Source organism: Serinicoccus sp. CUA-874 (assembly GCF_001942225.1).
GTDB classification, from domain to species: Bacteria; Actinomycetota; Actinomycetes; order Actinomycetales; family Dermatophilaceae; genus Ornithinicoccus; species Ornithinicoccus marinus.
In genome coordinates this window covers 256,103-277,232 of sequence record NZ_MKJZ01000033.1, presented here as the reverse complement: position 1 = coordinate 277,232, position 21,130 = coordinate 256,103, and the positions used below count along the sequence as shown (strand labels likewise).

Here is a 21,130-nt window from a genome sequence, read left to right as displayed (position 1 = left end):
CGCCCCCGGCCGACCTAGGGTCGGGTCCATGACCTGTGAGGTATGCCGTTGACCGCCCTGCTCTGGCTCCGTCGCGACCTACGCCGTGGTGACCATCCGGCGTTGCTCGCGGCCCGCGACGCCTCCGACGACGGCCGGGTCTGCGTGCTCTTCGTCGTCGACCCCGGTCTCTGGGAGCGCGGCGGCCCGGTGCGCCGCGCCTGGCTCGCCGCCAGCCTGCAGGCCGCCAAGGAAGACTTCGACGGCAAGCTCGTGATCCGCCACGGCGACCCGGCGAAGGTCGTGCCTCAGGTCGCCGCCGAGATCGAGGCGGGCTCGGTGCACGTCACCCGCGAGGTCACGCCCGCCGGGGTACGCCGTGACAAGGCCGTCCGGGACGCGTTGCAGGACAAGGAGATCGAGTGGGTGGAGACCGGCACGCCGTATGCCGTCGGCCCGGGCCTCATCCGCAACGGCTCGGGCGACCCCTACAAGGTCTACACCCCCTTCCACCGCGCCTGGCACGAGCACGGCTGGCCCGAGCCCGCGGCATACCCCCGCTCCCTCGACCTGGTCGAGGTCGACAGCCACCAGAAGGCGCTCGACATGCTCGACAAGGCGGTGCGCGAGGACGACCTGCCGACGATGCCCGAGGCGGGGGAGAAGGCCGCGCTGCAGCGGTGGCGCGACTTCCGCGACGAGGCGCTCGACGACTACGACGGCGACCGCGACAAGCCGGCCATCGACGGCACCAGCCGGCTCTCGGCCTACCTCAAGATCGGCGCGATCCACCCGCGGACCATCCTCGCCGACCTGGCAGGCAAGCGGTCCAAGGGCGCCCAGACCTTCGAGCAGGAGATCGCCTGGCGGGAGTTCTACGCCGACGTGCTCTTCCAGAACCCGCGCAGCGCGTGGGAGGACCTGCGCGACGCGCTGCCCGGGATGGACTACGACGAGCCGGACGACGCGATCGAGGCATGGAAGGACGGGCGCACCGGCTTCCCTGTCGTCGACGCGGGCATGCGGCAGCTGCGCGAGGTCGGGTGGATGCACAACCGGGTGCGGATGATCACCGCCAGCTTCCTCACCAAGGACCTGCACGTGTGGTGGCCGACCGGCGCCCGCTGGTTCCTCGACCGGCTCGTCGACGGCGACATCGCCAGCAACAACCACGGCTGGCAGTGGGTCGCCGGGACCGGCACCGACGCCTCGCCCTACTTCCGCGTCTTCAACCCCATCACGCAGGGCGAGAAGTTCGACCCGACCGGCGACTACGTCCGCCGCTGGGTGCCCGAGTTGCGGCACCTGGAGGGCAAGGCGGCGCACCAGCCGTGGAACGCGGACGACGGGTATGCCGAGGGCTACCCCGAGCGTATCGTCGACCACGCCGAGGAGCGCAAGGAGGCGCTGGCGCGCTACGAGTCGTCGCGCAAGTGAGGGCGGGCCGCGTGGGCGAACGCCGTCAGGCTGCCGGCAGGTCGACGACCCGCACCGTCGGTCCGGTGAGCGCCGCGAGCAGCGTGCTGGCCGGCGGCTGGTCGAGGTCCTCCCCGGAGCCGCGCAGGTAGTCGGTGAGGTAGGCCCGGACCGGCGCGGCCGCGACGCGCTCGGGAACCGGGCCCGGGGTGAGCACGCCGAGCAGCATCCCCTCGACCCGTGGTCGACCGGGCGCGACAGGTGGTTGGAAGAACGGCACGTCCAGCGCCCGCACGCCGTGCCTGCGGTAGAACTCGATGCGCCGCCAGGGGTCGCCGAAGCCGCGGTCGGCGTGCGCCCGGGGGTCCTCGATCTCGATGAGCAGCATCGGCCCACGGGCGCGCAGGCGCTCCATGAGCCGGGACCCGACGCCACCGGCGCGGCGGACGGGATGGCTGGCGAGGTAGGACAGCAGCGCCACCGGGGCGTCCGGAGCGACGGCGTCGACGACCGACACCCCCACCGGCTTCGTGCCGTCGAGCGCGACGACCACCTGGCTCCGGTGAACTCCCCGAGGTCGACCCGCGAGGCGTGGATCGCGGTGCGCGTCGCGATGACGTCCCGGTCGCGGTGGAACTCGGTCGCCACCCGCGCCCAGTCGACGTCCATGGCCACGCCCGCCGGTGCGCTCATCCGCCGCAGCCTAGCGACAACCCGGCTCGCGCGGGAGGGTCAGCCGTCCAAGCGGGCCAGCTCCTCGTCGCTGAGCTGCAGGTCGGCGGCGGCCGCCGAGTCCGTGACCGACTGGGGGCGCTTGGCCCCGGGGATGGGAATGACCACCGGCGACTGCGCCAGCTCCCAGGCCAGCGCGACCTGCTGCGGGCTGACGCCGCGCTCCTGTGCGACCTCGGCGAAGGCCGGGTGGTGCTCGGCCAGCTGCTTGGCGTCGTTGAGGCCACCCAGCGGCGACCAGGGCAGGAACGCGAGGCCTAGCTCAGCGCAGACCTCGATCTCGGGGTGGCTGCTGCGGAACTTGGGGCTGAACTGGTTCTGCACGCTCACCAGCGCGTCGCCGAGGACCTCGTGCGCCGCGCGGATCTGTGCCGGGTCGGCGTTGGACAGGCCGATCATCCTGACCTTGCCGGAGTCCGCGATGTGCTTGAGCGTGGCGAACATCTCCTCGTCCGAGGTGTCCGGGTCGGGGCGGTGGTGCTGCCAGAGCGCGATCTGCTCGACCCCGAGCCGCTCGAGGCTGGCGTCGACCGCGGAGGTGAGGTGGCTGCGGGTGCTGTCGGTGGCCCAGTCGCCGCCGTCGGTGCGCACGTGCCCGCCCTTGGTCGCGAGCAGGACCTCGTCACGCACGCCGAGCTCGTCGAGGAGGGAGGCGATGAGGCGCTCGTTCTCGCCCTGCGCGCCGGCTCCCTTGTCGCCCGGGCCGTAGGCGTCCGCCGTGTCGAAGAGTGTCACGCCCGCGTCCAGCGCGGCGCGGACGGTGTCGAGGAGCTGCTCGCGGGGCTGCTCGCCACTCTGGTCGAAGGTCATGAGCCCCAGGCCGATCGCACCGACCTGGTGCTCGCCTACGGAGGAGTTGCCGATCGTCCGTGTCTGCACCCCTCGAGCGTATGCCGGGGGTCGCGGCGGCGCTCAGCCAGTCACCGGGTCCGCTGCTCCAACCTCCGGTGCCAGGCGGTGTGGCCGTCCACGTTGGCGCGGGGGACCAGCGCGAAGCACTCCTCGCAGACCCGCGGGCCGTCGACGATCGCCTGCGCACCCTGATCGCGCGGTCGCAGAGCGAGGTACTCCTTGGTGCGCTCCCATGCCTGGCCCATGAACGCGGAGCCTAGTGCTGTTGCCCGTGATCTGCGGTCAGCAGCGAGCCGCTGCGGCGGGAGTCTGAGCACGTGGCAGCGGCCACCGCCAGCATCCCGCCCGCCGCGAGGTAGCCCACGCCCACCGACAGCAGGCTCGACACCCCGAGGGCGGCATAGCCCGCCACCGCGAGCCACAGGAGAGCGCGACGCGACCCTGCAGAGTCGACCCACCCTGCTGCCAGCGCCGCCGCGGCCGGCAGCACCATGGGGACCGTCCACCCTGCGGCCGCCGTCGCGGTGCCGCTGTCCTGGCCCAGCAGCCACACCTGCAGTGCCGCCGTGCCCAGGCCGCAGCCGCCGCGACGACGACGAGCCGCCACCAGGTCCACAGCTCGTGCGCTGCATCCTCGGGTTGCTGGACCATCTGCTCCTCCCTGGAGTGCTTCCTGTCGAGCCTATGCCGGGGTCCGCGTCGGCGCTCAGTCGGTGAACGCCTTCCCCAGAGCGATCATCCTCGCCCGGAAGTCGTCGGAGGCGGGCGCGTGCGGCGCCGCCCACACGGCGTTGAGCACGAGCCGGACGAAGGTCCAGGCCCGCACCCGGTCCTCATCCAGCCCGGCCGCTTCGGCGACGACATCCGCCCGCAGCCGCGCATGGGTGCGCAGGTTGCTGGCCCGCGCGGCCTCCTCGGCGCGGTTCCAGACGACGGGGGCGACGGCATACGCCCACTCGGCGGCCACCGGCTTGGGGTCGATCGCGAGCCAGTCACCGCGGTTGGTCGCGCCGGGGAGCGGGGCGAGCACGTTGAGGTCGTGCAGGTCCTCGTGCACCAGCGAGGCGGAGGTGCCGGTCAGCAGGTCGGGGAGGGTCGAGGCGGCCTGCTCGGTGAGCCGGCGCGGCACGAGCGGGCTTCCGTGGGAGAGCTGCTCGGCCCAGCGCTGCCCCTTGGTCTCGATCGTGTCGATGCGGGGGAGTGCGGGCCGGTCGAGCGCACGGATGAGGGTGCCGATGACCTCGCAGGCCGCGAGCAGCGGCTGGTCCCGCAGGCACCGCTCGGGGTCGAGGCGCTCCAGCAGCAGCGCGGAGGCGACCGGGTCGGCGGAGAGCAGTCGCACCGCGCCCCGGCCGTCCCAGGCGCGCAGCGCCAGGTGCTCGTGCCGCGCCTCGGCGTGCGGCCAGGTCACCTTGAGCGCGGCCGCCGCGCCCGTATGCCGTCGCACCGGCACCACGAGCGCGCACTCGCCGTGCCGGCTGGGGCCGTCGACGCGCAGCCGCCAGTCCTGCAGCAGCCGGTCGAGCAGCGCGGGGAGCCGTCCAGCCAGGTCGCGCCGTCCACCGCCCGGGGCTGCCCCGCCCGCCCGGGCAGGCTCTGGAGGAGCTCGTCGGCAGGGCGGTCCCGGACCAGGTCGCGAAGGCCGGGGGGATGAGGTCGGGCACCGGGTCAGCCTAGGGCTCGATGGATCGCCACCGGCCCTCCGGCCGACCGGGAAAGTTCTGCCGGGGCAACCTTTCGACGGTCACCCCCGACCGGAGCCCTCCGACTGACCGGGGAAATGGCGCCGGGGCAGGCATTCTACGGTCAGGTGGGAGACGGGCCGGGCTACTGACCGGGGAAGTCGCGCCGGGGCAGGCATTCGACGGTCGGCCGTCACAGCAACCCGACCCGCTACCCGCTATTGAGCGGCGAGTCCTTCCGCGACACCAGCTCGCGCCGTTCCTCCGGGCTCATCTGCGCGAGCTGCGCGGCCACCTCGGCAGGGTGACCCGCCACCTCCGGGGCCGTCGCGACCGGGACGATCGAGTGGACGACGCGGTCGGCATACACGTGGACGACGTTGACCGACTGGTGCGCGTCGACCGCCGAGGTGAAGCGCGCGTCTGGGGCAGGGTCCTCGAGATAGCAGGTCGCCGCGGCCACGCTCACCGGGATCCCCGCGAACGTCGAGTGGGAGGAGAAGTGGAAGTGCCCGCCGAGGATGCTGACGACATCCGTGCCGGCGAGCACCGCGGCCAGCCGGTCCTGGTCCAGCAGCTCGATGATCGCGGCCGCCGGGACCAGCGGGACAGGGATCGGCGGGTGGTGCAGCGCGAGGATGGTGCCGTGCTCGGCAGGTGTCGACAGGACCTCCGCGAGCCAGGCGAGCTGGGCCTCGCCCAGCTCGCCGTGGTGGTAGCCGGGCACCGTCGTGTCCAGCGAGATCACCCGCAGCCCGCCGATGTGGTGCACCGCGTCCTGCGGCTCGTCCGTGGTCGCCTCGCGGTCGAAGAGGCCCGCGGCGTAGGCCGGTCGCTCGTCGTGGTTGCCCATCACCCACACGATCTGGGCTCCGAGGTCCGCGGCGAGCGGGTCGAGGAGGTCGCGCAGCTGCCGGTATGCCCCTGGCTCGCCCTGGTCGGCCAGGTCACCGGTGACGACGATCGCCTCGGGCGCGGGTCGAGCCGGGTGAGCCGCTCGAGGGCGGTGCACAGCCGGGTGGTGGTGTCGATCGCGCCGAACTGCAGCGTCCCGTCGGCGAGCAGGTGGGTGTCGCTGAGGTGGACCAGCGTGCGCAGCGGTGCCGGGTGCTGGCCGAACTGCACCGGGTCGGCCGGCGTGTCGGAGGGGTCGGCATGTTGGGATCGCTGCTCCGGCTCCGGCTGGACTCCTGACTCCGGGCGTCCTGACTCACTCACGTGGGCCAACCTACCCACCGAGGACCCGGGGGCAGCCGGCTCTGCCCTCGGGATAGGTGGCAGCCGGCTCTGCCCTCGGGAGGCGGGACCGGAGAGTCGGTCGGGGCGCACCGTGCATCGAGGCAGAGGCGAGAGACAGTGAGCGGTGGCTCAGAGACCGGGCAGCGCCAGGGCGCCGAGCAGGCCGGCCAGCTGGGTGAGCACCGCGGTGGCCCCCAGCACGTCGCCGGTCACGCCGCCGAGCGTCCGCTCCGCCCACACCTCGACGAGCAGCGGCACGACGAGGGCGGCGAGCAGCACGCATACCCCCAACCAGACCCCGATCGGCCAGAGCGCGAGCGTCGACAGCCCCGCCAGGCCGCCTGCCACGACCACCGGGCCGGTCCGCAACCCCAGCACGAGCGGCCCCGCCGTCCCCTCGGGCCGCCCCGACGCAGCCGCAGCGCTACGGTGAGCATGCCCGAGCGCGACAGCGCGCCGACCGAGGCGAGCACCGCGACGACGCCCCACCACTCGAGCGACCCCAGCAGCGCTTGGACGGCCGCGATCTGCAGCACGAGCGCCAGCACCACTGCGGCCGTGCCGTAGACCCCGACGGCGTGGTCCTTCATGATCCGCAGCCGGCTCTCCCGGTCGCGCCCGCCGCACCCGTCCGCGCAGTCGGCCAGCCCGTCCAGGTGCAGGGCACCGGTGAGCAGGACCTCGGCCAGCACGGCGAGGGTCGCGGCCACGAGGGGCGGCACCAGCAGGCTGGCGCCCCAGGCGAGCGCACCCACGACCGCCCCGACACCAGCCCCCACGATCGGGAACGCCCAGGCCGCCCGGGCCAGGTCGAAGCCCTCGCGCTGTGGCAGCGGCACCCGGGTCAGGAAGCTCGTCGCGTCCCGCAGCGCGGCGATCATCGGTGCTCAGGCACCGTCGGCCGACGCACCGCCGCCGTCCGCGCCCGCAGGCCCGCTGCTCAGATCGGCCAGCTCGCCCATGTCCTGCAGCAGCGCCAGGCTGGAGCGGATGAGCGGGATCGCGAGGGCCGCCCCGCTGGCCTCGCCGAGCCGCATCTGCAGGTCGAGCAGCGGGGTGAGCCCCATCTCCTCCAGCTGCATGGAGTGGCCGGGCTCGGTCGAGCGGTGCGCGGCGATCATCGCGTCGGCGGCGGACGGGCACAGACGCCAGGCGACCAGCGCCCCCGCGGTGCTGATGAACCCGTCCAGCAGCGCCGGCACGCGGTGCGCGGCGCACCCCAGCGCCACTCCCGCCAGCGCGGCGATCTCCAGGCCGCCCATCGCGGCCAACACGTCCCACGGCTGCTCGACGTCGTCGTGCCGCGCGAGCACGGCGTCGACCGTCTCGACCTTGTGCGCCAGCGCCTCTCCCTCGAGCCCGGTCCCGGCACCCACGACGCGTGCCGGGTCGCGGTCGAGGATCGCCGAGGTGAGGATGCTGGCGGTCGTCGTGCTGCCGATGCCCATCTCGCCCAGCGCGATGAGGTCGGCGCCGTCCTCGATGAGCTCCTCGGCCAGGCGGATCCCCACCGCGACCGCCTGCTCGGCCTCGGCACGGGTCATGGCCCAGCCCTCGGCGCTGTTGTCGGTCCCGGCGCGCACCCGCCGGTCCAGCACCGGGGCATACGTGTGCGTGGGGTGCAGCTGCAGTGGCTCGACCACCCCGAGGTCGGCGACGACGAGCTGCGCGTCGGCCTGGTGCGCGAGGATCGACACGGCCGCTCGACCGCTGACGAAGGTCGTCAGCATCTGCGCGGTGACCTCCTGCGGGTAGGCGCTGACGCCCTCGCGCGCGATCCCGTGGTCGGCGGCGCACACCAGGACGACCGGGGAGTCGACCCGGGGCGTGGTGGTGCGCTGGATGCCGGCGACGCGCGCGGCGAGCCCTTCCAGGCGCCCGAGGCTCTGCCGCGGCTTGACCTTGCCGTCGAAGGCGCGGGCGACCGCGGCCGAGCTCTCGTGGTCCGGGCCGCCGATGGCAGCGATCGTGCGGTCGATCAGGGCGCGGTCGGCGCTCTGCTCGGTCTCGCTCATGCTGGTCAGTCCTCCGGAGGGTCGAGGGTGAGGGTACGGCCGGCGACGACGAGCTGCGCGAGGTCGGCCTCCGCGGCCAGGACGGCGTTGACCCGGCCGAGACGGTCACGGTAGTCCCTCGACACCGGGTGCAGGGGGACGATCCCCAGGCCGACCTCGTTGGTGACGACGATCACGCGCCCGCGGTATGCCGAGGCCCACCCTGCCAGCGAGCGTGCCCGACCGAGGGTGGTCGCCTCGTCGTCGCCGTGCTCCAGGAGGTTGGAGACCCACAGGGCCAGGCAGTCGACGACGACGCAGGCGCCGGGGTCGAGCGCCGCGCAGGCGTCGACCAGCTCGACGGGCGCCTCGACGGTGCTCCAGCCCGTCGGGCGCTCGGCACGGTGGCGGGCTATCCGGTCGGCCATCTCCGCGTCCCGCGGCTGGCCGGTGGCGACGAAGACCACCGGGTCGTCGCCGTGCCGTGCCCGGCGGACGGCGAGGGCGGACTTGCCGCTGCGCGCGCCCCCGGTGAGCAGGGTCAGGCTCATGCGGGTGCTCCTCGGCGGGTCGGCGCGGTGGCGGGGCGTGCCGCCCTAGCGTCCCACGCCTGTCGGCGCGGCGTCATCGGTGACTCGATGGCGTCCGGGTGAGCGACCGCCGAGCCGGTAGCGCCGATCCTGCGCCTCTCGGGTGCCGGCGACGTCCCACGAGGGCCGCGGCACCGAGGCACCCGGCGACGACGGCGAGTTCGACCCGACCCACCAGCTGCCGTGCCCGGGCGATGTCGGCCGGACCGGGCCGTGGGCCTGAGCCGAGCCGGGGCCGCTCCTCGCGACGGCCGGCATACTCCAGCGGGCCGCCGAGCTCGACGCCCAGCGCCCCCGCGACGACGCTCTCCGCGACGCCGGCGTTGGGGGAGGGGTGGGCCGGTGCGTCCCGGCGGACGATCTGGAGCACCTCGATCCCGGTCGGCCGCTGACCCGGGCCCGCGCCCTCCTCGTCGACCGACTCCTCGGACCTGTGCACGGTTCCTGCCCCCTGTCCGGACCTGTGCACGCTTCCTGGACCGGAGCGGAGGAAATATCCGCCGCTCTGCCCCAGCAAGCGTGCACAGGCGGCGTCCAGGGCGACGAGGCCGGCGAAGAGCCGTGCCGGCGCCCAGGCCAGGACGTCGTCGGCGCGCGCGGCGACGGTGCCGAAGCGGGCATACCGGGGGCTGCGGTGGCCGACCATCGCATCCATGGTGTTGACCGCGCGGTGGACGAGCACGCCCGGTGCTCCCGCGACGAGACCCCAGAGGGCCGGGGCGATGACGGCGTCCACGGTGTTCTCGGCGAGCGACTCGACCACTGCCGCCGCCACGCCGGACTCGTCGAGGCCGCTCGGGTCGCGCCCGACGAGCCAGGGCAGGCGCTCGCGGGCGGCGGTCAGCTCGCCGGCGCGCAGGAGCTGCTCGATGTCGCGCGAGGTATGCCGCAGCATCCGCCCGGCGCTCGCGACCCCCACCGCGAGCGCGAGGCCCGGGACACCGGCCCGGCCCAGCACGAGCCCGGCCCCGGCACCCAGGCCCGCACCCGCCGCGGCGTAGGCCGCGCCTGCGTCGCGGCGGTCGGCGTACAGGGCCTGCTCGAGACGGCCCATCACCGTCCCGAACCATGCCACCGGGTGCCAGGCGTCCGGCGGCTCGCCGAGGGCGCGGTCCAGCAGCAGCCCGGTGGCGACGCCGAGTGCGCGCCGGGCGAGGACGTGCCGGACCGAGGTCGGCCGCGGGTGGGCGAGACTCACCAGACCACACCTGCCCCACCCGATGCGTCGGGCTCCCACGGGTGGGCGGCCAGTCCGTCGCGGACCGCGCCGTGGACCGCGGAGGCGATCCGCCCGCCCCACTCCGAACGGACCCCGGCGAAGACGACGGTCCCTGCATGCCCCGCGTCGCCCGGTGGCTCCGGGCTGAGCACGACCACCGCGTCGCTGGCGGTGCCGGTGCCGGGTACGCCCGCCTCCACGAGGGCCTGCGCCTTGGCCTCCGTGGTCGTACCCACGGCCTGCACCAGCGCCGAGGCCGACAGCGGCACCGTCACGACGACCACGATGTTGATGGTGCCGGGCACGTAGCCCACCCGACCGGACACACCGTCGTGACCAGCCCGCTCCGGCGGCACCGCCCATGTCGGCTTGGTGACGCGACCGTCGCCCAGACCCGTAGGCCGTCCACCTCGGTCGCCACGACCTGCGACACGTCGGCCGCGGTGAGCAGTGCCGTCCCCGGGCCGGAGACGCCGAGACCGTCGGCGCGGGAGGAGGCATACCGGTCGAGGTCGGTGCGGGTGAAGTCGTCCCCGACGCCGAGGTTGAGCACCCAGCGCGGCCGGACGAGCCCGCCACCGACTGCCGCCGAGCTGAGCCCCCACCAGCCGCGGGGCACCCTCCAGACCAGCGCACCCTCGGCGCGCTCGAGGTCGACGCTCACCATCCGGGCGCCTCGTCGGGCGAGGTCGCGGTGTACGCCAGCGCGCGGACCGCGGCCACGTCGAGGTGCTCCTCGACCCAGTCCGCCAGGTGGTCGAGGTGCGCGTCGAGCGCGGCGGGGTAGGGGACGGGGGAGGGCCGGAAGTCGCGCCCGTGCACCGCCGCGACCGCCCCGAGGAGGGCGTGCCGGAGGTCGTCTGAGTCCAGGACCCCGTGGACCGTCGTGCCGCGCACCCGGCGGTCCGGGCTCACGCACCCCTCGGGTTCGCCGCGCGCCGCCTGCCCGCCGCGCTGTTCGTCGTCCGGGTCAGGAGCGAGCAGCGTGAGCCACGGTTCGCCGTCGCCGTGCCGACGCGCCCGACCGAGGTGGATCTGGTAGCCCGTGACCGGCAGCCCCGGGGGACCGGCGGTCTGTCCGGTCGCCAACCGCACGACCTTGGGCCGGGCGAAGCAGGTCGTCACCGGCAGCAGGCCGAGCCCGCGCACGACGGCGGGCTGAGAGGTCCCTCGGGTGGTCCCCGGCTCCGATCGCGGTGCCTCGAAGCCGTCGTCCTCGACGCTCTCCCCGAGCATCTGGAAGCCGCCGCAGATGCCGAGCACGTGCGGCCCCACCGGGTCCCCTGCCGCCCGGACGATCGCGTCGGCGAGGCCGCGCTCGCGCAGCCAGGCCAGGTCGGCCACGGTCGCCCGCGTGCCGGGCAGCACGACGAGGTCCAGGTCGTGCAGCTCACCCGGCCGCGTCACCCAGCGCAGCTCGACCGACGGCTCCAGCACGAGCGGGTCGAGGTCGGAGGGGTTCGCCAGGTGGGGCAGCGCCACCACGCCGATCCGCACCGGGCGATCCGGCTTCTCGCCCGCGCCCATCCCGAGCCCGGGCCGCCCCGGGGCCCGCAGGTCCAGCGAGTCCTCGACGCCGAGCATGAGGTGGTCGCCCAGGTGCGGCAGCACCCCCAGCACCGGTATGCCCGTGCGCGCCTCGAGGTCGCGGACCGCCGGTCCGAGCAGTGACACGTCGCCGCGCATCCCGTTGAGCACCACCCCGCGCAGGCACGCCCGCAGCCGCTCCGGCAGCAGCGCCCACGTGCCGTAGGCCGCGGCGAAGGCGCCGCCCCGGTCGATGTCGACGACCAGGAGCGCGGGCATGCCGGCCGCTGCGGCGAGCGGGAGGTTGACGACGTCGCGGTCCAGGAGGTTCGGCTCCGCGGCACCCCCGGCGCCCTCGCACACCACGAGCTCGTGCTCGCGACGCAGCGAGGTCAGCGCGTCGAGCACGACCGGCCGCAGCGCCCGCGCCCGGTCGCCGTAGCCGACCGCGTCGTCCACCGCGACCTCCTCGCCGAGGACGACGACGTGCGAGCGGCCACCCGAGGGCTTGAGCAGCACCGGCCCCATCCGCCGGTCGGTCGCCACCCGCGCGGCGAGCGCCTGCATGGCCTGCGCCCGCCCGATCTCGCCGCCGTCCGGGGTGACGGCCGCATGGTTGGACATGTTCTGCGCCTTGAACGGCGCGACGTCGACCCCGCGCCGCGCCAGCGCCCGGCACAGCGCTGCGGTGACCGTGGACTTGCCGGCACCGCTGGTCGCCCCCGCGACGAGCAGCGCGCCCACCTAGTAGTCGATCCCGCGCCGCGCCCGGATGCCCTGCTCGAAGGCGTGCTTGACCGGCACCATCTCGGTGACCGTGTCGGCGACGTCGATCACCGGCTGCGGCATCTCCCGCCCGGTGAGGAAGACGCTGACGTCCGCCGGCCGGTCGCGCAGCGCCGCGACGACGGCGTCGGTCTCGATCCAGCCCCAGTTCATCGGTAGGAGATCTCGTCGAGCATGACCATCCGGTGCTCGCCCGCCGCGATCAGCCCGGCGCTGAACTCCCACGCCGCGACCGCCTTGGCCCGGCTCTCGTCGAGGTCGGTGCTGTCCCAGGAGAAGCCGTCGCCGGCGCTGAACCACTCCACCCCGAGCTGGCGCAGCATCGCCTCCTCCCCGGTCCGCCACTTCCCGGACTTGAGGAACTGCACGCACGCGGTGGGCCAGTCGCGCCCCCGGCTGCGCAGCAGCGTGCCGAAGGCGGCGGTCGACTTGCCCTTGCCGTGCCCGGTGTTGACCAGCACCAACGACGGCGCTGAGCGCAGCTCGCGCCGGTCGTAGGGCCGCTTCGTGCGCGGTGCGTCGTGCTCGGTCACGAGACCTCCTCGATGGCGCCCCGCTGACGGGGACGTCCGGACATCGGCCCCCGAGGCCCGTCGTCCACGGTGCTCGGTCCAGGACGGCGAGGGGGCGGGGTGGCCCGGTCCGGCAGGGAGATCGGCTCCGCCGCCGGGGTATGCCCGCTGCGCGCCTCCGGGAGCACCACCAGGTGGCCGTCGACGTGGTGGACCCGGACCGGGTGGGCGTAGACGCGGCTGAGCAGGCCCTCGTCGAGGACCTCCTCGGGGGTCCCGAGCGCCACCGGGGTGCCGCGCTCCAGGAGCATCAGGCGGTCGGCATACCGGGCGGCCATGCCGAGGTCGTGCATCGCGGCGACCACGGTGAGCCCGTCGCTGCGCCGCAGCTCGTCGACCAGCTCGAGGACCTCGACCTGGTGGCCGACGTCGAGCGCGCTCGTCGGCTCGTCCAGCAGCAGCACCGGGCTCTGCTGCACGAGGCGCGGGCGATGACGACCCGCTGCGCCTCGCCGCCGGAGAGGTTGCGGACCTCACGCCGGCCGAAGGACGCCAGGCCCAGGCGCCGCAGCACGTCGGTCGCGATGCGGCGGTCCTGCCGCGACTCCAGCGCCAGCCAGCCCAGGTGCGCGGTGCGCCCGAGCAGGACGTACTCCACCACGCTCATCCCGGGCGGCAGCTCGGGGGACTGCGGCATGAGTGAGAGGTCGGTGGGCCCGGGCTCGCTGCCGTCGCCCAGCTCGACGGACCCGGTGCGCGCGACCAGCCCCACCAGCGCCCGCAGCAGGGTCGACTTGCCCGAGCCGTTGGGCCCGATGAGGCCGAGCCACTCGCCGGCCCGCAGGTCCAGGTCGACCCCGCCGACCACCTCGGCGCCGTCGAAGGCGACCCGCACCTCGCGGGTGCGGACCGCGTGGGCGGGGGTGAGCGGCCGGACCTCGCCGTCGCCGACGGTCTCGCTGGTCACATCCCCGCCTTCCGTCGCCACAGGACCACGCAGAAGAAGGGCGCTCCGACGAAGGCCGTGATGACCCCGACCGGCAGCTCGGCGGGTGCCACGAGGGTGCGCGCCCCGATGTCCACGGTCGCCAGGAAGGCCCCGCCCAGGATGGCCGACAGCGGCACGATGAGGCGGTAGGAGTGCCCGACGAGCAGCCGCACCAGGTGCGGCGTCACCAGCCCGACGAAGGCGATGAGGCCGCTCACCGACACCGCGGCCGCGGTGATGAGCGTCGCCGCGCCGACGACGACCAGCCGGGACCGCGACGGCTTCAGCCCGAGCGACCTCGCCTCGTCGTCGCCGAGCCGCAGCACGTCCAGGTGCCGCGCGTGCAGCCACAGCACCGCTCCGGCGAGCAGCACGTAGGGCAGGAGCAGCGTGACCGGCCCCCACCCGCTCGTCGCGAGCCGGCCGAAGAGCCAGGAGAGCACCTCGCGGGAGCGGGTCTCGTCGAGCCGGGTGAGGGCATACGTCTGCGTCGCGGAGAAGAGCGCCGCCATCGCGACCCCGGCGAGCAGCAGCGTCGCCGGGTCGCGGAACGAGCCCCGCGCCACCAGGACCGACCCGGTCACCGCGAGCAGCGCGCCGAGGAAGGCCGCCATCGGCAGCGCCGCGATCGGCCCCCACGACAGGTCGAGCCCGAAGCCGAGGGCGAGCACCGCTCCCAGCCCGGCCCCGGCGGACACGCCGAGCAGGTAGGGATCGGCCAGCGGGTTGCGGAAGACGCCCTGGTAGCCGGCTCCCGCCATCGCCAAGCTCGCGCCGACGAGCGCCGCCAGCATCGTGCGCGGCAGCCGGATCTGCCAGAGCACCGCCTCCTGCGTCGAGCTGAGCGTCTGCGCCGGCTCCACACCGGGGAGGGCACCCACGAGCGCCCGGACGACACCCTCGACCGGCAACCCGGCCGCGCCCTGGGTGACCGAGGCGAGCACCGTGAGCACGAGCAGGGCGGTGCACCCGACCAGCGCCGGCACCGACAGCCGGAACGCGCGGTCGGCCGCCTCGTCCAGCGCGTCGGTCGGCGCGTGCGTGCGGGTGCTCATCGGGTATGCCCGTGCCCAGGTGTCGCCGGTCAGCGGCCCGCCGGGACCGTGACCTCGCTCATGGCCTCGGCGAGGGTGGACACCAGCTGCGGCAGGCGCGGCCCCCAGCGGGAGGCGATGTCGGCGTCGACGGTGACGATGTTGTCGTTCTGCACCGCGCTGATCTCGGACCAGCCGGGGCGCTGCGCGACGTCCTCGGCGGTGTAGGACACCTGGTCGGTGATGACGATGAGCTGCGGGTCGGCCTCGATGATGGCCTCCTCGGTGAGCTGCGGGTAGCCGGTGCCGTCGGCGTCGGCCTCGTCGGCGATGTTGACCGCGCCGAACTGGCTGTAGACGTCGCCGATGAAGCTGTTGCTGCTCGCGGAGAAGTAGGTGTCGTCCAGCTCGTGGTAGACCCGCAGCCCTTCCGCCCCGTCGAAGCCGGCGAAGGCGTCGTCCACCTGCTGGCGCAGGTCGGCGATGGTGTCGGCGGTCTCGTCGACGTGGCCGGTGGCCAGGCCGAGGGCGGCCATGCCGTCCCAGCCGGCCTCGATCGTCGTGGGCGCGGGGTTGTCGATGACGGGGATGTCGAGCTCGCCGAGCGAGGCGGTGAGGTCGCCGGTGTCGCCGGAGATGACGACGAGGTCGGGCTCGTAGCCGGCGATGGCCTCGACGTTGGGCTCGTAGCCCGACAGGTCCGTGGTCGGTGCTTCCTCCGGGTAGGTGGAGAAGGAGTCGGCCGCGACGACCTGGTCGCCGGCGCCGATCGCGAAGAGGATCTCGGTGGCCGACGGCGACAGCGAGACGATGCGCTGCGGCTGCTCCTCCAGGGTCACCTCACCGGCGGCGGTGTCGACGGTGACCGGGAAGTCTCCGGAGCCGGCCATCTCCCCCTCGGAGGTCATGTCGGCGTCGTCGCCCGCCTGGTCCGAGGCGCTCTCCTGCTCGGAGGCGGTGTCGCCGGCGTCGGAGTCGGTGCTGCCGCCGCCGCAGGCGGCGAGGGTGAGGCCGAGCGCCAGGGCGCGACGAGCGGGAGGGGCTGGCGGAGGTGCATACGGTGTCTCCTGTCGGTCGAGGAGGGAGTGCTCGAGCGACCGAAGGGTTCCTCCGCCGTCCGAACCGGCCCTGGGTCCTCGCGGGCGTGTGGCTTCGGATCGCCGGGCAGCTCGACCGGACTCGGCCACCTGCTGCCAGGCGGCTCCACCGTTGCGGGACAGTGCCGGGTTCGCACCGGACTTCGTCTGCACGACGAGCGCCAGTGTAGCGCCGCGGCGGATCCGCGCGCCGCGACCTCGTGGCGCGGCTCGCCGACGGGGACGCCACCGTCACCGAGCTGTCCGCGCCCTACGACATCAGCCTGCAGGCGGTGTCCAAGCACCTCAAGGTGCTCGGGGCCTGCGGCCTGGTGAGCCGGACCAAGCCCCACCGAGATCAGCGCGGACCCCGACGTGCCCGGCGTCCGGATCCAGCGCGTCTTCGACGCCACGCCCGAGCAGCTGGTGCGGGCGCATACCGACCCCGACCTCGTCGTCCGCTGGCTGGGCCCGCGGGACCTGACGATGACCATCGACCGGTGGGAGGCCCGGACCGGCGGGGAGTACCGCTACGTGCACCATCGCGGTGAGGAGGAGTACGCCTTTCACGGCTGCTTCCACGAGGTCGGGCCGACCCGGATCGTCCAGACGTTCACCTTCGAGGGCTACCCCGAGGGCGTCAGCTGGAGTGGCTCACCCTCACCGACCTGGGCGAGGGGCGCACCCGGCTCGAGGTCTTCTGCATCGTGGAGGGCTTCGAGGCGCGGGACGCCATGCTCGCCTCCGGCATGGAGACGGGCGTCGTCCAGGGCTACGAGCAGATCGACGAGCTCCTCCTGGACGGAGCGCTGTGATGAAGTACCGCCTCGAGGTCCTCGTCCTCCCGGCCTCCGACGTCGACCGCGCCAAGGAGTTCGGCGACCCCTTCCACTTCGGCGAGAGCGGCCAGGGGCCGGGGGTCCACCCCGAGCGCATCGACGACGGCAGCTACGCCAACCTCGAGGACCCGGACGGCAACACCTGGCTGCCGCAGGGGGTCAGCGATCGCGGCTGACCCGCAGCGCCGACCCCAGCCGCGTGAGCCCCGCCGCGTCGGGGACCGCGACCCGGGCGACGCCGGGCATACCGAAGGAGGCGCAGTCGCGCACCAGCACCCCGTGCGGTGCGAGGGTCTCCCGCAGCCCTTCCTGGTGCACCAGCACCCAGGGCGCGTCGGTGTCGTCGGCGGTGAGGCCGTGCCCGCGCAGCAGCGTCAAGAGACCGGCCCGGAGCTCGCGTATGCCGGCCGCCCACCCCGGCAGGTCGGCGGCGGTGAGCAGGTCGGGCAGCACGGCCAGGGCCAGCGAGCTCACCGACCAGCGCGGCTGCCGACGACGCAGCCGCTCGACGAGACCGGGGTCGGCGATGACGTAGCCCAGCCGCAGGCCGGGGCAGGCGAAGGTCTTGGTCAGCGAGCCGACCGTCACACCGGGCCGGCCTGCGGTCCAGCGCCCGGTGGCCAGGGCGTAGAACGCCTCGTCCCAGACGTCGGCCTGCTCGTGCGACGCGGCGAGCCGGCCGCTCGGGCTGTGCGGGTCCGAGCGCCAGCGCGGGCCGTCCGGGTGGCGCGGGTGCAGGCCGAAGTCTGGCTCCTCGCGGACCCCGCCGCCCAGCTCGGCCGCCACGAGCGAGATCGCCTCGCTGCCGCCGTTGGTCAGCAGCAGCGCCTCGGAGTCCACGTCCAGCGCCCGGGCCAGCTCGCGGGTCGCGGCGCGGTCGTCCGGGTAGGCCCGGAGCGCGCCCAGGTGCCGCCCGACCAGTGGCTCCACGGGCGGGGCCAGCGGGTTCATCGTCTGGCTGAGGTCGAGCAGGTCGGCCGGGTCCAGGCCCAGCGCCCGGGCGACCGCAGGCCCGTCCCCGCCGTGCTTCCCGGCGGGCGGGATCGCCGGCACCCGGCGCACGCTGCTCACGCGGCCCAGCCTATTGCCGGGCCGGGGGGCACCAGCAGTCCCTCCCACGGCCCTGGCGCACGGGCATACCGTGGACGGCGACCCGGGCGGATCCCTGCCCGCCCGGCCGGCTCATCTGGGACGGCACGATCGACCCGGGCAAGGTCGTCCACCTGACCCTGCCGCTGGAGGAGGCCGCTGAGGGCTACCGGGCGGTGGACGAGCGTCGTGCCACCACGGTCATGCTGACGTTCGGAGGGGCCCACGACACACCGTCGAGAGCCAGAATTCCGCGACGCGCCGGGCTTCGGAGTTGGCAAAACGCGCTGGTGTCTGCCTACGGTGTGGCCGACTCATTGGCTCTATCGAAAGGCTGTCAGCATGAGCAAGAAGGTTATCGTTGAGGCCGTCGCCCGCGAGGCGGGCATGACCCAGGCCGCTGCCGACAAGATCGTCAGCTCCGTGCTCGAGGCCATCTCGGCCGAGCTCGCCAAGGGTGAGAAGGTCTCCTTCCCCGGCTTCGGCACCTTCGAGGTCCGCGAGCGTTCCGCCCGCACCGGCCGCAACCCGCAGACCGGCGCCGAGATCCAGATCGCCGCGAGCAAGGCCCCCGCCTTCAAGGCCGGCTCCAAGCTCAAGGAGCGCGTCTCCTGAGCTGAGGCTCCACGCACCATCCACGACGCCCGGTCGGCCCGCGAGGGTCTGCCGGGCGTCGTGCGTCCCGGCACCATGCCGTGGGGGAGGTCGCCACGCCGGTCCGGCTTCCGCCTGACGCAGCGTCAGTTCTTATCCTGCCGGTATGCCCACACGCCCTGACTCCCCGCAACCGCGGGTCTGGGAGCGCTTCGTGGCCCTGGGGGACTCCTTCACCGAGGGCCTGGTCGACGCCCATCCCGACCGCCCGGACGACCACGTCGGCTGGGCCGACCGTGTCGCGGCGGCGCTCGCCGCCCGCAACGCCAAGCTCGACCGGCCCTTCGGCTACGCCAACCTCGCGATCCGCGGGCGCCTCATCGACGCCGTCATCGGTGAGCAGCTCGAGCCCGCCCTGGCGCTGCGCCCCGACCTGGTCAGCCTCTCGGCCGGCGGCAACGACGTGCTGCGGCCCCGGGTGTCGCTGCCCGCCGTCATGGAGCGGCTGGAGGAGGCCACGCTGCGCATCCGGGAGACGGGCGCCGATGTCATACTCGTCACCGCTCCGGACGTCTCCTGGGCGCCGCTGGTCAACCGGGTCCATCCACGCATGGTGGAGTACACCGCCCACCTGTGGGCGGTCGGCCAGCGCACCGGGTCCTTCGTCGTCGACGTCTACACCCTGCGCGCTCTGCACGACGCCCGGATGTGGGGTCCGGACCGCATCCACTTCAGCAGCGAGGGGCATACCCGGATCGCGTCGCAGGCGCTGTGGACCCTCGGCCTGGAGCAGGAGCTCGACTGGACCACGCCGCTGGAGGCGGCCCCACCGCTTCGCCGCATCGAGTCGCTGCAGGCGGACCGGGAGTGGGTCGCCGCCCACCTGCGGCCCTGGATCCGGCGGCGCATCCGCGGCGAGAGCTCGGGCGACAACCGCGTGCCCAAGCGCCCGCAGATCACACCGGTGGACGACCTGCCGGCGGCCCCCTGAGGTCTCGAACCGCCTGGCCACGGGTCGTCACGGGTGCTCACCCGCCGAGGTCGCGGGTCAGCACGACCTCCTCGGTGACGTAGCCCAGCGCCGCGTAGAACGACCGCGCCGCGGTGTTGGTGGCCCCGGTCTCGAGCGTCAGCCGGGTATGCCCCCGCTCGCGCGCCCACCCCTCGGCCCGGGACATGAGCCGGCGTCCCGTCCCGGTGCGCTCGTGCGTCGGCGCCACCACCAGCTCGCCGACGTAGGCGTCGACCTCGCCCGACCAGTGCACCCGCGTGCCGGCGTGCACGACGCCGACGACCGCGTCCCCGTCGAGCGCCACCCAGACCGGCCCGGTCTCCGGGTCGACGACGTCGAGCGCCTCGGCCACCCAGGCGGTGACCGTGCGCCGCACCGCGACCGGGTCCCGCCACGGCGCCGTCCCCGTGGTGAGCCGTGCCGCGAGGGACAGGACGGCGTCACGGTCGTCCGGGGCGTAGGGGCGGATCGAGACATCCATGGCAGGACTGTGTCACGCGGGGGCCACCCTAAAAAAAGGGGCGCTGAGCTGCGTCTTCGCACTCGCGCAGGGTCTGGCGCTCACCTCCGGCCCCACTCCCAGGTCGGGGTGGTGAGCAGCCCCTGGCCCGCGACGACGGTCTCGCCCAGGTCCTTGGTCAGCTCGTGGACCAGCAGCGGGGTGGGCCGACCCGGCTCCACGTCGACGTCGCGGGGGTCACCCGCGAGACCCCGCTGCTCGCGGACGGCCTCGGCGAGGGCGTCGACCAGGTGCCGCGAGTGGGTGACGACGACGACCTGGGTGCGCCGCGACGCCGTCGCCGCCGCGCGGGCCAACGGCGGCACCAGGCTGGGGTGCAGGCTCGTCTCGGGCTCGTTGAGCGCGAGGAGCCGCGGTGGGATCGGGGTGAGCAGGGCCGCGAGCCACAGCAGGTAGCGCAGGGTGCCGTCGGACAGCTCGGCGGACCGCAGCGGCCGCAGCATCCCTGGCTGGTGCACCTCGAGGTCGAACAGGCCGTGGGACTCCGCCACCGAGAGCCGGGCACCGTCGAAGGCGTCGGAGACCGCGTCGTCCAGGAGGGACCGGGAGCCTCCCGGATGGTCTGCAGGGCCGCGGCGACGTCGGAGCCGTCCTCGGCGAGCGACCAGGTGCGGGTGCCCACCTGCGGGCGACGGGCGGGTGCGGCGGCATCCACCCGGAAGCCGTCGTAGAAGCGCCACGTCTGCAGCGCGTCCCGCACCGCCCACAGCTCGGGAGCCCCGTGCGGGTCGACCACCTCGGTCAGCAGGCTGGTCCAGGGTGGCAGGCTCGCCGGGGCCTGGCCCCAGCGTCCCTCGTCGTCGCGCAGCTCCACCCGCTGGTGGCGGCGTCGGGCGACCTGCCGAGCGGGGTGCATCACCGGCCCCCGCCAGACCACCTCGCGCTTGATCTCCGGATCGCGGTTGAACAGCGTCGGTCGCGGGTCGGGGTCACCGGTGTGCAGCAGCGGGGTCTGCGACTGGACCGGGATGCCGAGGTCGACGAGGTAGGACAACTCGTCGTCCTGCCCACCCACCCCGAGCCGGAGCGAGACAGGACCGGACCGCATGGTGCCCTCCACGGCATACCCGCGTCGTGCCTGCGCGAGCGACTCCGGCCCGGCCCAGAGGACCGAGACCAGGCCACCCTCCTGCGCCAGCGCGCGCACCGCCTCGCCGCGCCCGCAGGCGCCGAGCAGGCGCAGCGCCCGGTAGACGCTGCTCTTGCCCGAGCCGTTGGCGCCCGTGATCACGGTGAGGTCGCCCAGCGGCAGCACCACGTCGCGCAGCGAGCGGTAGCCGCTGACGGCGACGGTCGAGTACATGCCCGCGACGCTAGGGCTCACCACCGACATCCCACCGAGCGTCGCGAGTGGTTGTCCTCACACCGACCGAGCGCCGCGAGTGGTTGTCCTCTTACCGACCGAGCGTCGCGAGTGGTTGCCGGTATGCCGACGGCGACCACCTCAGAG

General features: G+C 74.3%; 23 protein-coding genes and 6 pseudogenes. 7 read left to right on the top strand and 22 right to left on the bottom strand.

From position 1 onward, the window contains the following. Positions 1-48: 48 nt before the first annotated feature. On the top strand, positions 49-1,416 hold the full coding sequence (locus BJF80_RS10270) for a cryptochrome/photolyase family protein (RefSeq protein ID WP_083673616.1): 1,368 nt from the start codon (positions 49-51) through the stop codon (positions 1,414-1,416). Positions 1,417-1,441: 25 nt separating this feature from the next. On the opposite strand, the gene BJF80_RS10265 is transcribed toward BJF80_RS10270, so the two are convergent. The 19 genes and pseudogenes from BJF80_RS10265 to BJF80_RS10180 all read right to left on the bottom strand — a co-directional run bounded on the left by BJF80_RS10265 (position 1,442) and on the right by BJF80_RS10180 (position 15,458). Then, positions 1,442-1,948 (bottom strand): GNAT family N-acetyltransferase, encoded by a 507-nt coding sequence (locus tag BJF80_RS10265; RefSeq protein ID WP_075813353.1) that lies wholly within the window; start codon positions 1,946-1,948, stop codon positions 1,442-1,444. Between the two features lie 179 nt (positions 1,949-2,127). Further along, positions 2,128-3,006, bottom strand: a complete 879-nt coding sequence (locus tag BJF80_RS10260; RefSeq protein ID WP_143554073.1) for an aldo/keto reductase — start codon at positions 3,004-3,006, stop codon at positions 2,128-2,130. A 41-nt stretch (positions 3,007-3,047) separates the two neighbouring features. Beyond that, the gene (locus tag BJF80_RS18860; protein WP_158068519.1) at positions 3,048-3,224 is read right to left on the bottom strand and encodes a hypothetical protein; all 177 of its coding nucleotides are present in this window, start codon (positions 3,222-3,224) and stop codon (positions 3,048-3,050) included. 11 nt (positions 3,225-3,235) lie between these two features. Further along, positions 3,236-3,586, bottom strand: a complete 351-nt coding sequence (locus BJF80_RS10255; protein ID WP_143554072.1) for a hypothetical protein — start codon at positions 3,584-3,586, stop codon at positions 3,236-3,238. 99 nt (positions 3,587-3,685) lie between these two features. Then, positions 3,686-4,426, bottom strand: a complete 741-nt coding sequence (locus BJF80_RS10250) for an aminoglycoside phosphotransferase family protein (RefSeq protein WP_237767539.1) — start codon at positions 4,424-4,426, stop codon at positions 3,686-3,688. Between the two features lie 446 nt (positions 4,427-4,872). Then, positions 4,873-5,607, bottom strand: coding sequence for a metallophosphoesterase (locus tag BJF80_RS10245; RefSeq protein WP_237767560.1), 735 nt, complete (start codon positions 5,605-5,607; stop codon positions 4,873-4,875). After that, complete coding sequence (locus tag BJF80_RS20185) at positions 5,514-5,879, bottom strand: hypothetical protein (RefSeq protein WP_237767538.1); 366 nt, start codon at positions 5,877-5,879, stop codon at positions 5,514-5,516. The genes BJF80_RS10245 and BJF80_RS20185 overlap by 94 nt, the downstream gene beginning before the upstream one ends. 150 nt (positions 5,880-6,029) lie before the next feature. Next, a pseudogene (gene cobS / locus BJF80_RS21605) lies at positions 6,030-6,781 on the bottom strand (adenosylcobinamide-GDP ribazoletransferase). Between the two features lie 6 nt (positions 6,782-6,787). Beyond that, positions 6,788-7,915: a nicotinate-nucleotide--dimethylbenzimidazole phosphoribosyltransferase gene (gene cobT, locus BJF80_RS10230; protein WP_075813343.1), complete on the bottom strand. Its 1,128-nt coding sequence runs from the start codon at positions 7,913-7,915 to the stop codon at positions 6,788-6,790. A gap of 5 nt (positions 7,916-7,920) precedes the next feature. Next, positions 7,921-8,445: a bifunctional adenosylcobinamide kinase/adenosylcobinamide-phosphate guanylyltransferase gene (gene cobU / locus BJF80_RS10225; RefSeq protein ID WP_022923631.1), complete on the bottom strand. Its 525-nt coding sequence runs from the start codon at positions 8,443-8,445 to the stop codon at positions 7,921-7,923. 73 nt (positions 8,446-8,518) lie between these two features. Next, on the bottom strand, positions 8,519-9,682 hold the full coding sequence (locus tag BJF80_RS10220; protein WP_075813341.1) for a CobD/CbiB family cobalamin biosynthesis protein: 1,164 nt from the start codon (positions 9,680-9,682) through the stop codon (positions 8,519-8,521). Beyond that, positions 9,679-10,008, bottom strand: a complete 330-nt coding sequence (locus BJF80_RS20820) for an adenosylcobinamide amidohydrolase (protein ID WP_158068517.1) — start codon at positions 10,006-10,008, stop codon at positions 9,679-9,681. Before BJF80_RS20820 ends, BJF80_RS10220 begins: the two co-directional genes overlap by 4 nt. Continuing rightward, complete coding sequence (locus BJF80_RS20815; protein ID WP_075813337.1) at positions 9,975-10,370, bottom strand: adenosylcobinamide amidohydrolase; 396 nt, start codon at positions 10,368-10,370, stop codon at positions 9,975-9,977. Before BJF80_RS20815 ends, BJF80_RS20820 begins: the two co-directional genes overlap by 34 nt. Continuing rightward, positions 10,364-11,974 carry a cobyric acid synthase gene (locus BJF80_RS10205; RefSeq protein ID WP_075813335.1) on the bottom strand — a complete coding sequence of 537 codons (1,611 nt, stop codon included), beginning with the start codon at positions 11,972-11,974 and terminating at the stop codon, positions 10,364-10,366. The genes BJF80_RS20815 and BJF80_RS10205 overlap by 7 nt, the downstream gene beginning before the upstream one ends. Then, positions 11,975-12,477: pseudogene (gene cobO / locus BJF80_RS20175) on the bottom strand (cob(I)yrinic acid a,c-diamide adenosyltransferase). Positions 12,478-12,545: 68 nt separating this feature from the next. After that, positions 12,546-12,881 (bottom strand): ATP-binding cassette domain-containing protein, encoded by a 336-nt coding sequence (locus BJF80_RS20170; RefSeq protein ID WP_237767563.1) that lies wholly within the window; start codon positions 12,879-12,881, stop codon positions 12,546-12,548. Continuing rightward, entirely contained in the window at positions 12,839-13,495 is a 657-nt protein-coding gene (locus tag BJF80_RS10190) for an ABC transporter ATP-binding protein (RefSeq protein WP_075813331.1), read from the bottom strand. Before BJF80_RS10190 ends, BJF80_RS20170 begins: the two co-directional genes overlap by 43 nt. Beyond that, a complete protein-coding gene (locus tag BJF80_RS10185; protein ID WP_075813329.1) occupies positions 13,492-14,571 on the bottom strand; it encodes a FecCD family ABC transporter permease in 1,080 nt (359 codons plus the stop codon). The genes BJF80_RS10190 and BJF80_RS10185 overlap by 4 nt, the downstream gene beginning before the upstream one ends. A 29-nt stretch (positions 14,572-14,600) precedes the next feature. After that, positions 14,601-15,458, bottom strand: a complete 858-nt coding sequence (locus BJF80_RS10180) for an ABC transporter substrate-binding protein (RefSeq protein ID WP_237767537.1) — start codon at positions 15,456-15,458, stop codon at positions 14,601-14,603. A gap of 386 nt (positions 15,459-15,844) precedes the next feature. Between BJF80_RS10180 and BJF80_RS21600 the strand changes: the two are divergent. From BJF80_RS21600 to BJF80_RS10165, 3 genes and pseudogenes are all read left to right on the top strand, one after another. Continuing rightward, a pseudogene (locus tag BJF80_RS21600) lies at positions 15,845-15,952 on the top strand (ArsR family transcriptional regulator); the annotation flags it as partial. Positions 15,953-16,001: 49 nt separating this feature from the next. Then, a pseudogene (locus BJF80_RS20160) lies at positions 16,002-16,205 on the top strand (SRPBCC domain-containing protein); the annotation flags it as partial. Positions 16,206-16,440: 235 nt separating this feature from the next. Further along, a complete protein-coding gene (locus BJF80_RS10165; RefSeq protein ID WP_075813327.1) occupies positions 16,441-16,641 on the top strand; it encodes a hypothetical protein in 201 nt (66 codons plus the stop codon). Here the strand turns inward: BJF80_RS10165 and BJF80_RS10160 are convergent. Continuing rightward, a complete protein-coding gene (locus tag BJF80_RS10160; protein ID WP_075813325.1) occupies positions 16,625-17,536 on the bottom strand; it encodes an aminotransferase class I/II-fold pyridoxal phosphate-dependent enzyme in 912 nt (303 codons plus the stop codon). The genes BJF80_RS10165 and BJF80_RS10160 overlap by 17 nt on opposite strands. A gap of 110 nt (positions 17,537-17,646) precedes the next feature. On the opposite strand from BJF80_RS10160, the pseudogene BJF80_RS20155 reads away from it, so the two are divergent. From BJF80_RS20155 to BJF80_RS10145, 3 genes and pseudogenes are all read left to right on the top strand, one after another. Beyond that, a pseudogene (locus BJF80_RS20155) lies at positions 17,647-17,766 on the top strand (IMP dehydrogenase); the annotation flags it as partial. A 130-nt stretch (positions 17,767-17,896) separates the two neighbouring features. Further along, positions 17,897-18,169 carry an HU family DNA-binding protein gene (locus BJF80_RS10150; RefSeq protein ID WP_022923642.1) on the top strand — a complete coding sequence of 91 codons (273 nt, stop codon included), beginning with the start codon at positions 17,897-17,899 and terminating at the stop codon, positions 18,167-18,169. Positions 18,170-18,314: 145 nt separating this feature from the next. Further along, entirely contained in the window at positions 18,315-19,139 is an 825-nt protein-coding gene (locus BJF80_RS10145) for an SGNH/GDSL hydrolase family protein (protein WP_075813321.1), read from the top strand. 37 nt (positions 19,140-19,176) lie between these two features. Here the strand turns inward: BJF80_RS10145 and BJF80_RS10140 are convergent, their stop codons facing one another. Together BJF80_RS10140 and BJF80_RS10135 are read right to left on the bottom strand one after the other, a co-directional pair. After that, on the bottom strand, positions 19,177-19,641 hold the full coding sequence (locus tag BJF80_RS10140; RefSeq protein WP_075813319.1) for a GNAT family N-acetyltransferase: 465 nt from the start codon (positions 19,639-19,641) through the stop codon (positions 19,177-19,179). An 80-nt stretch (positions 19,642-19,721) separates the two neighbouring features. Continuing rightward, a pseudogene (locus tag BJF80_RS10135) lies at positions 19,722-20,983 on the bottom strand (AAA family ATPase). Positions 20,984-21,130 lie beyond the last annotated feature (147 nt).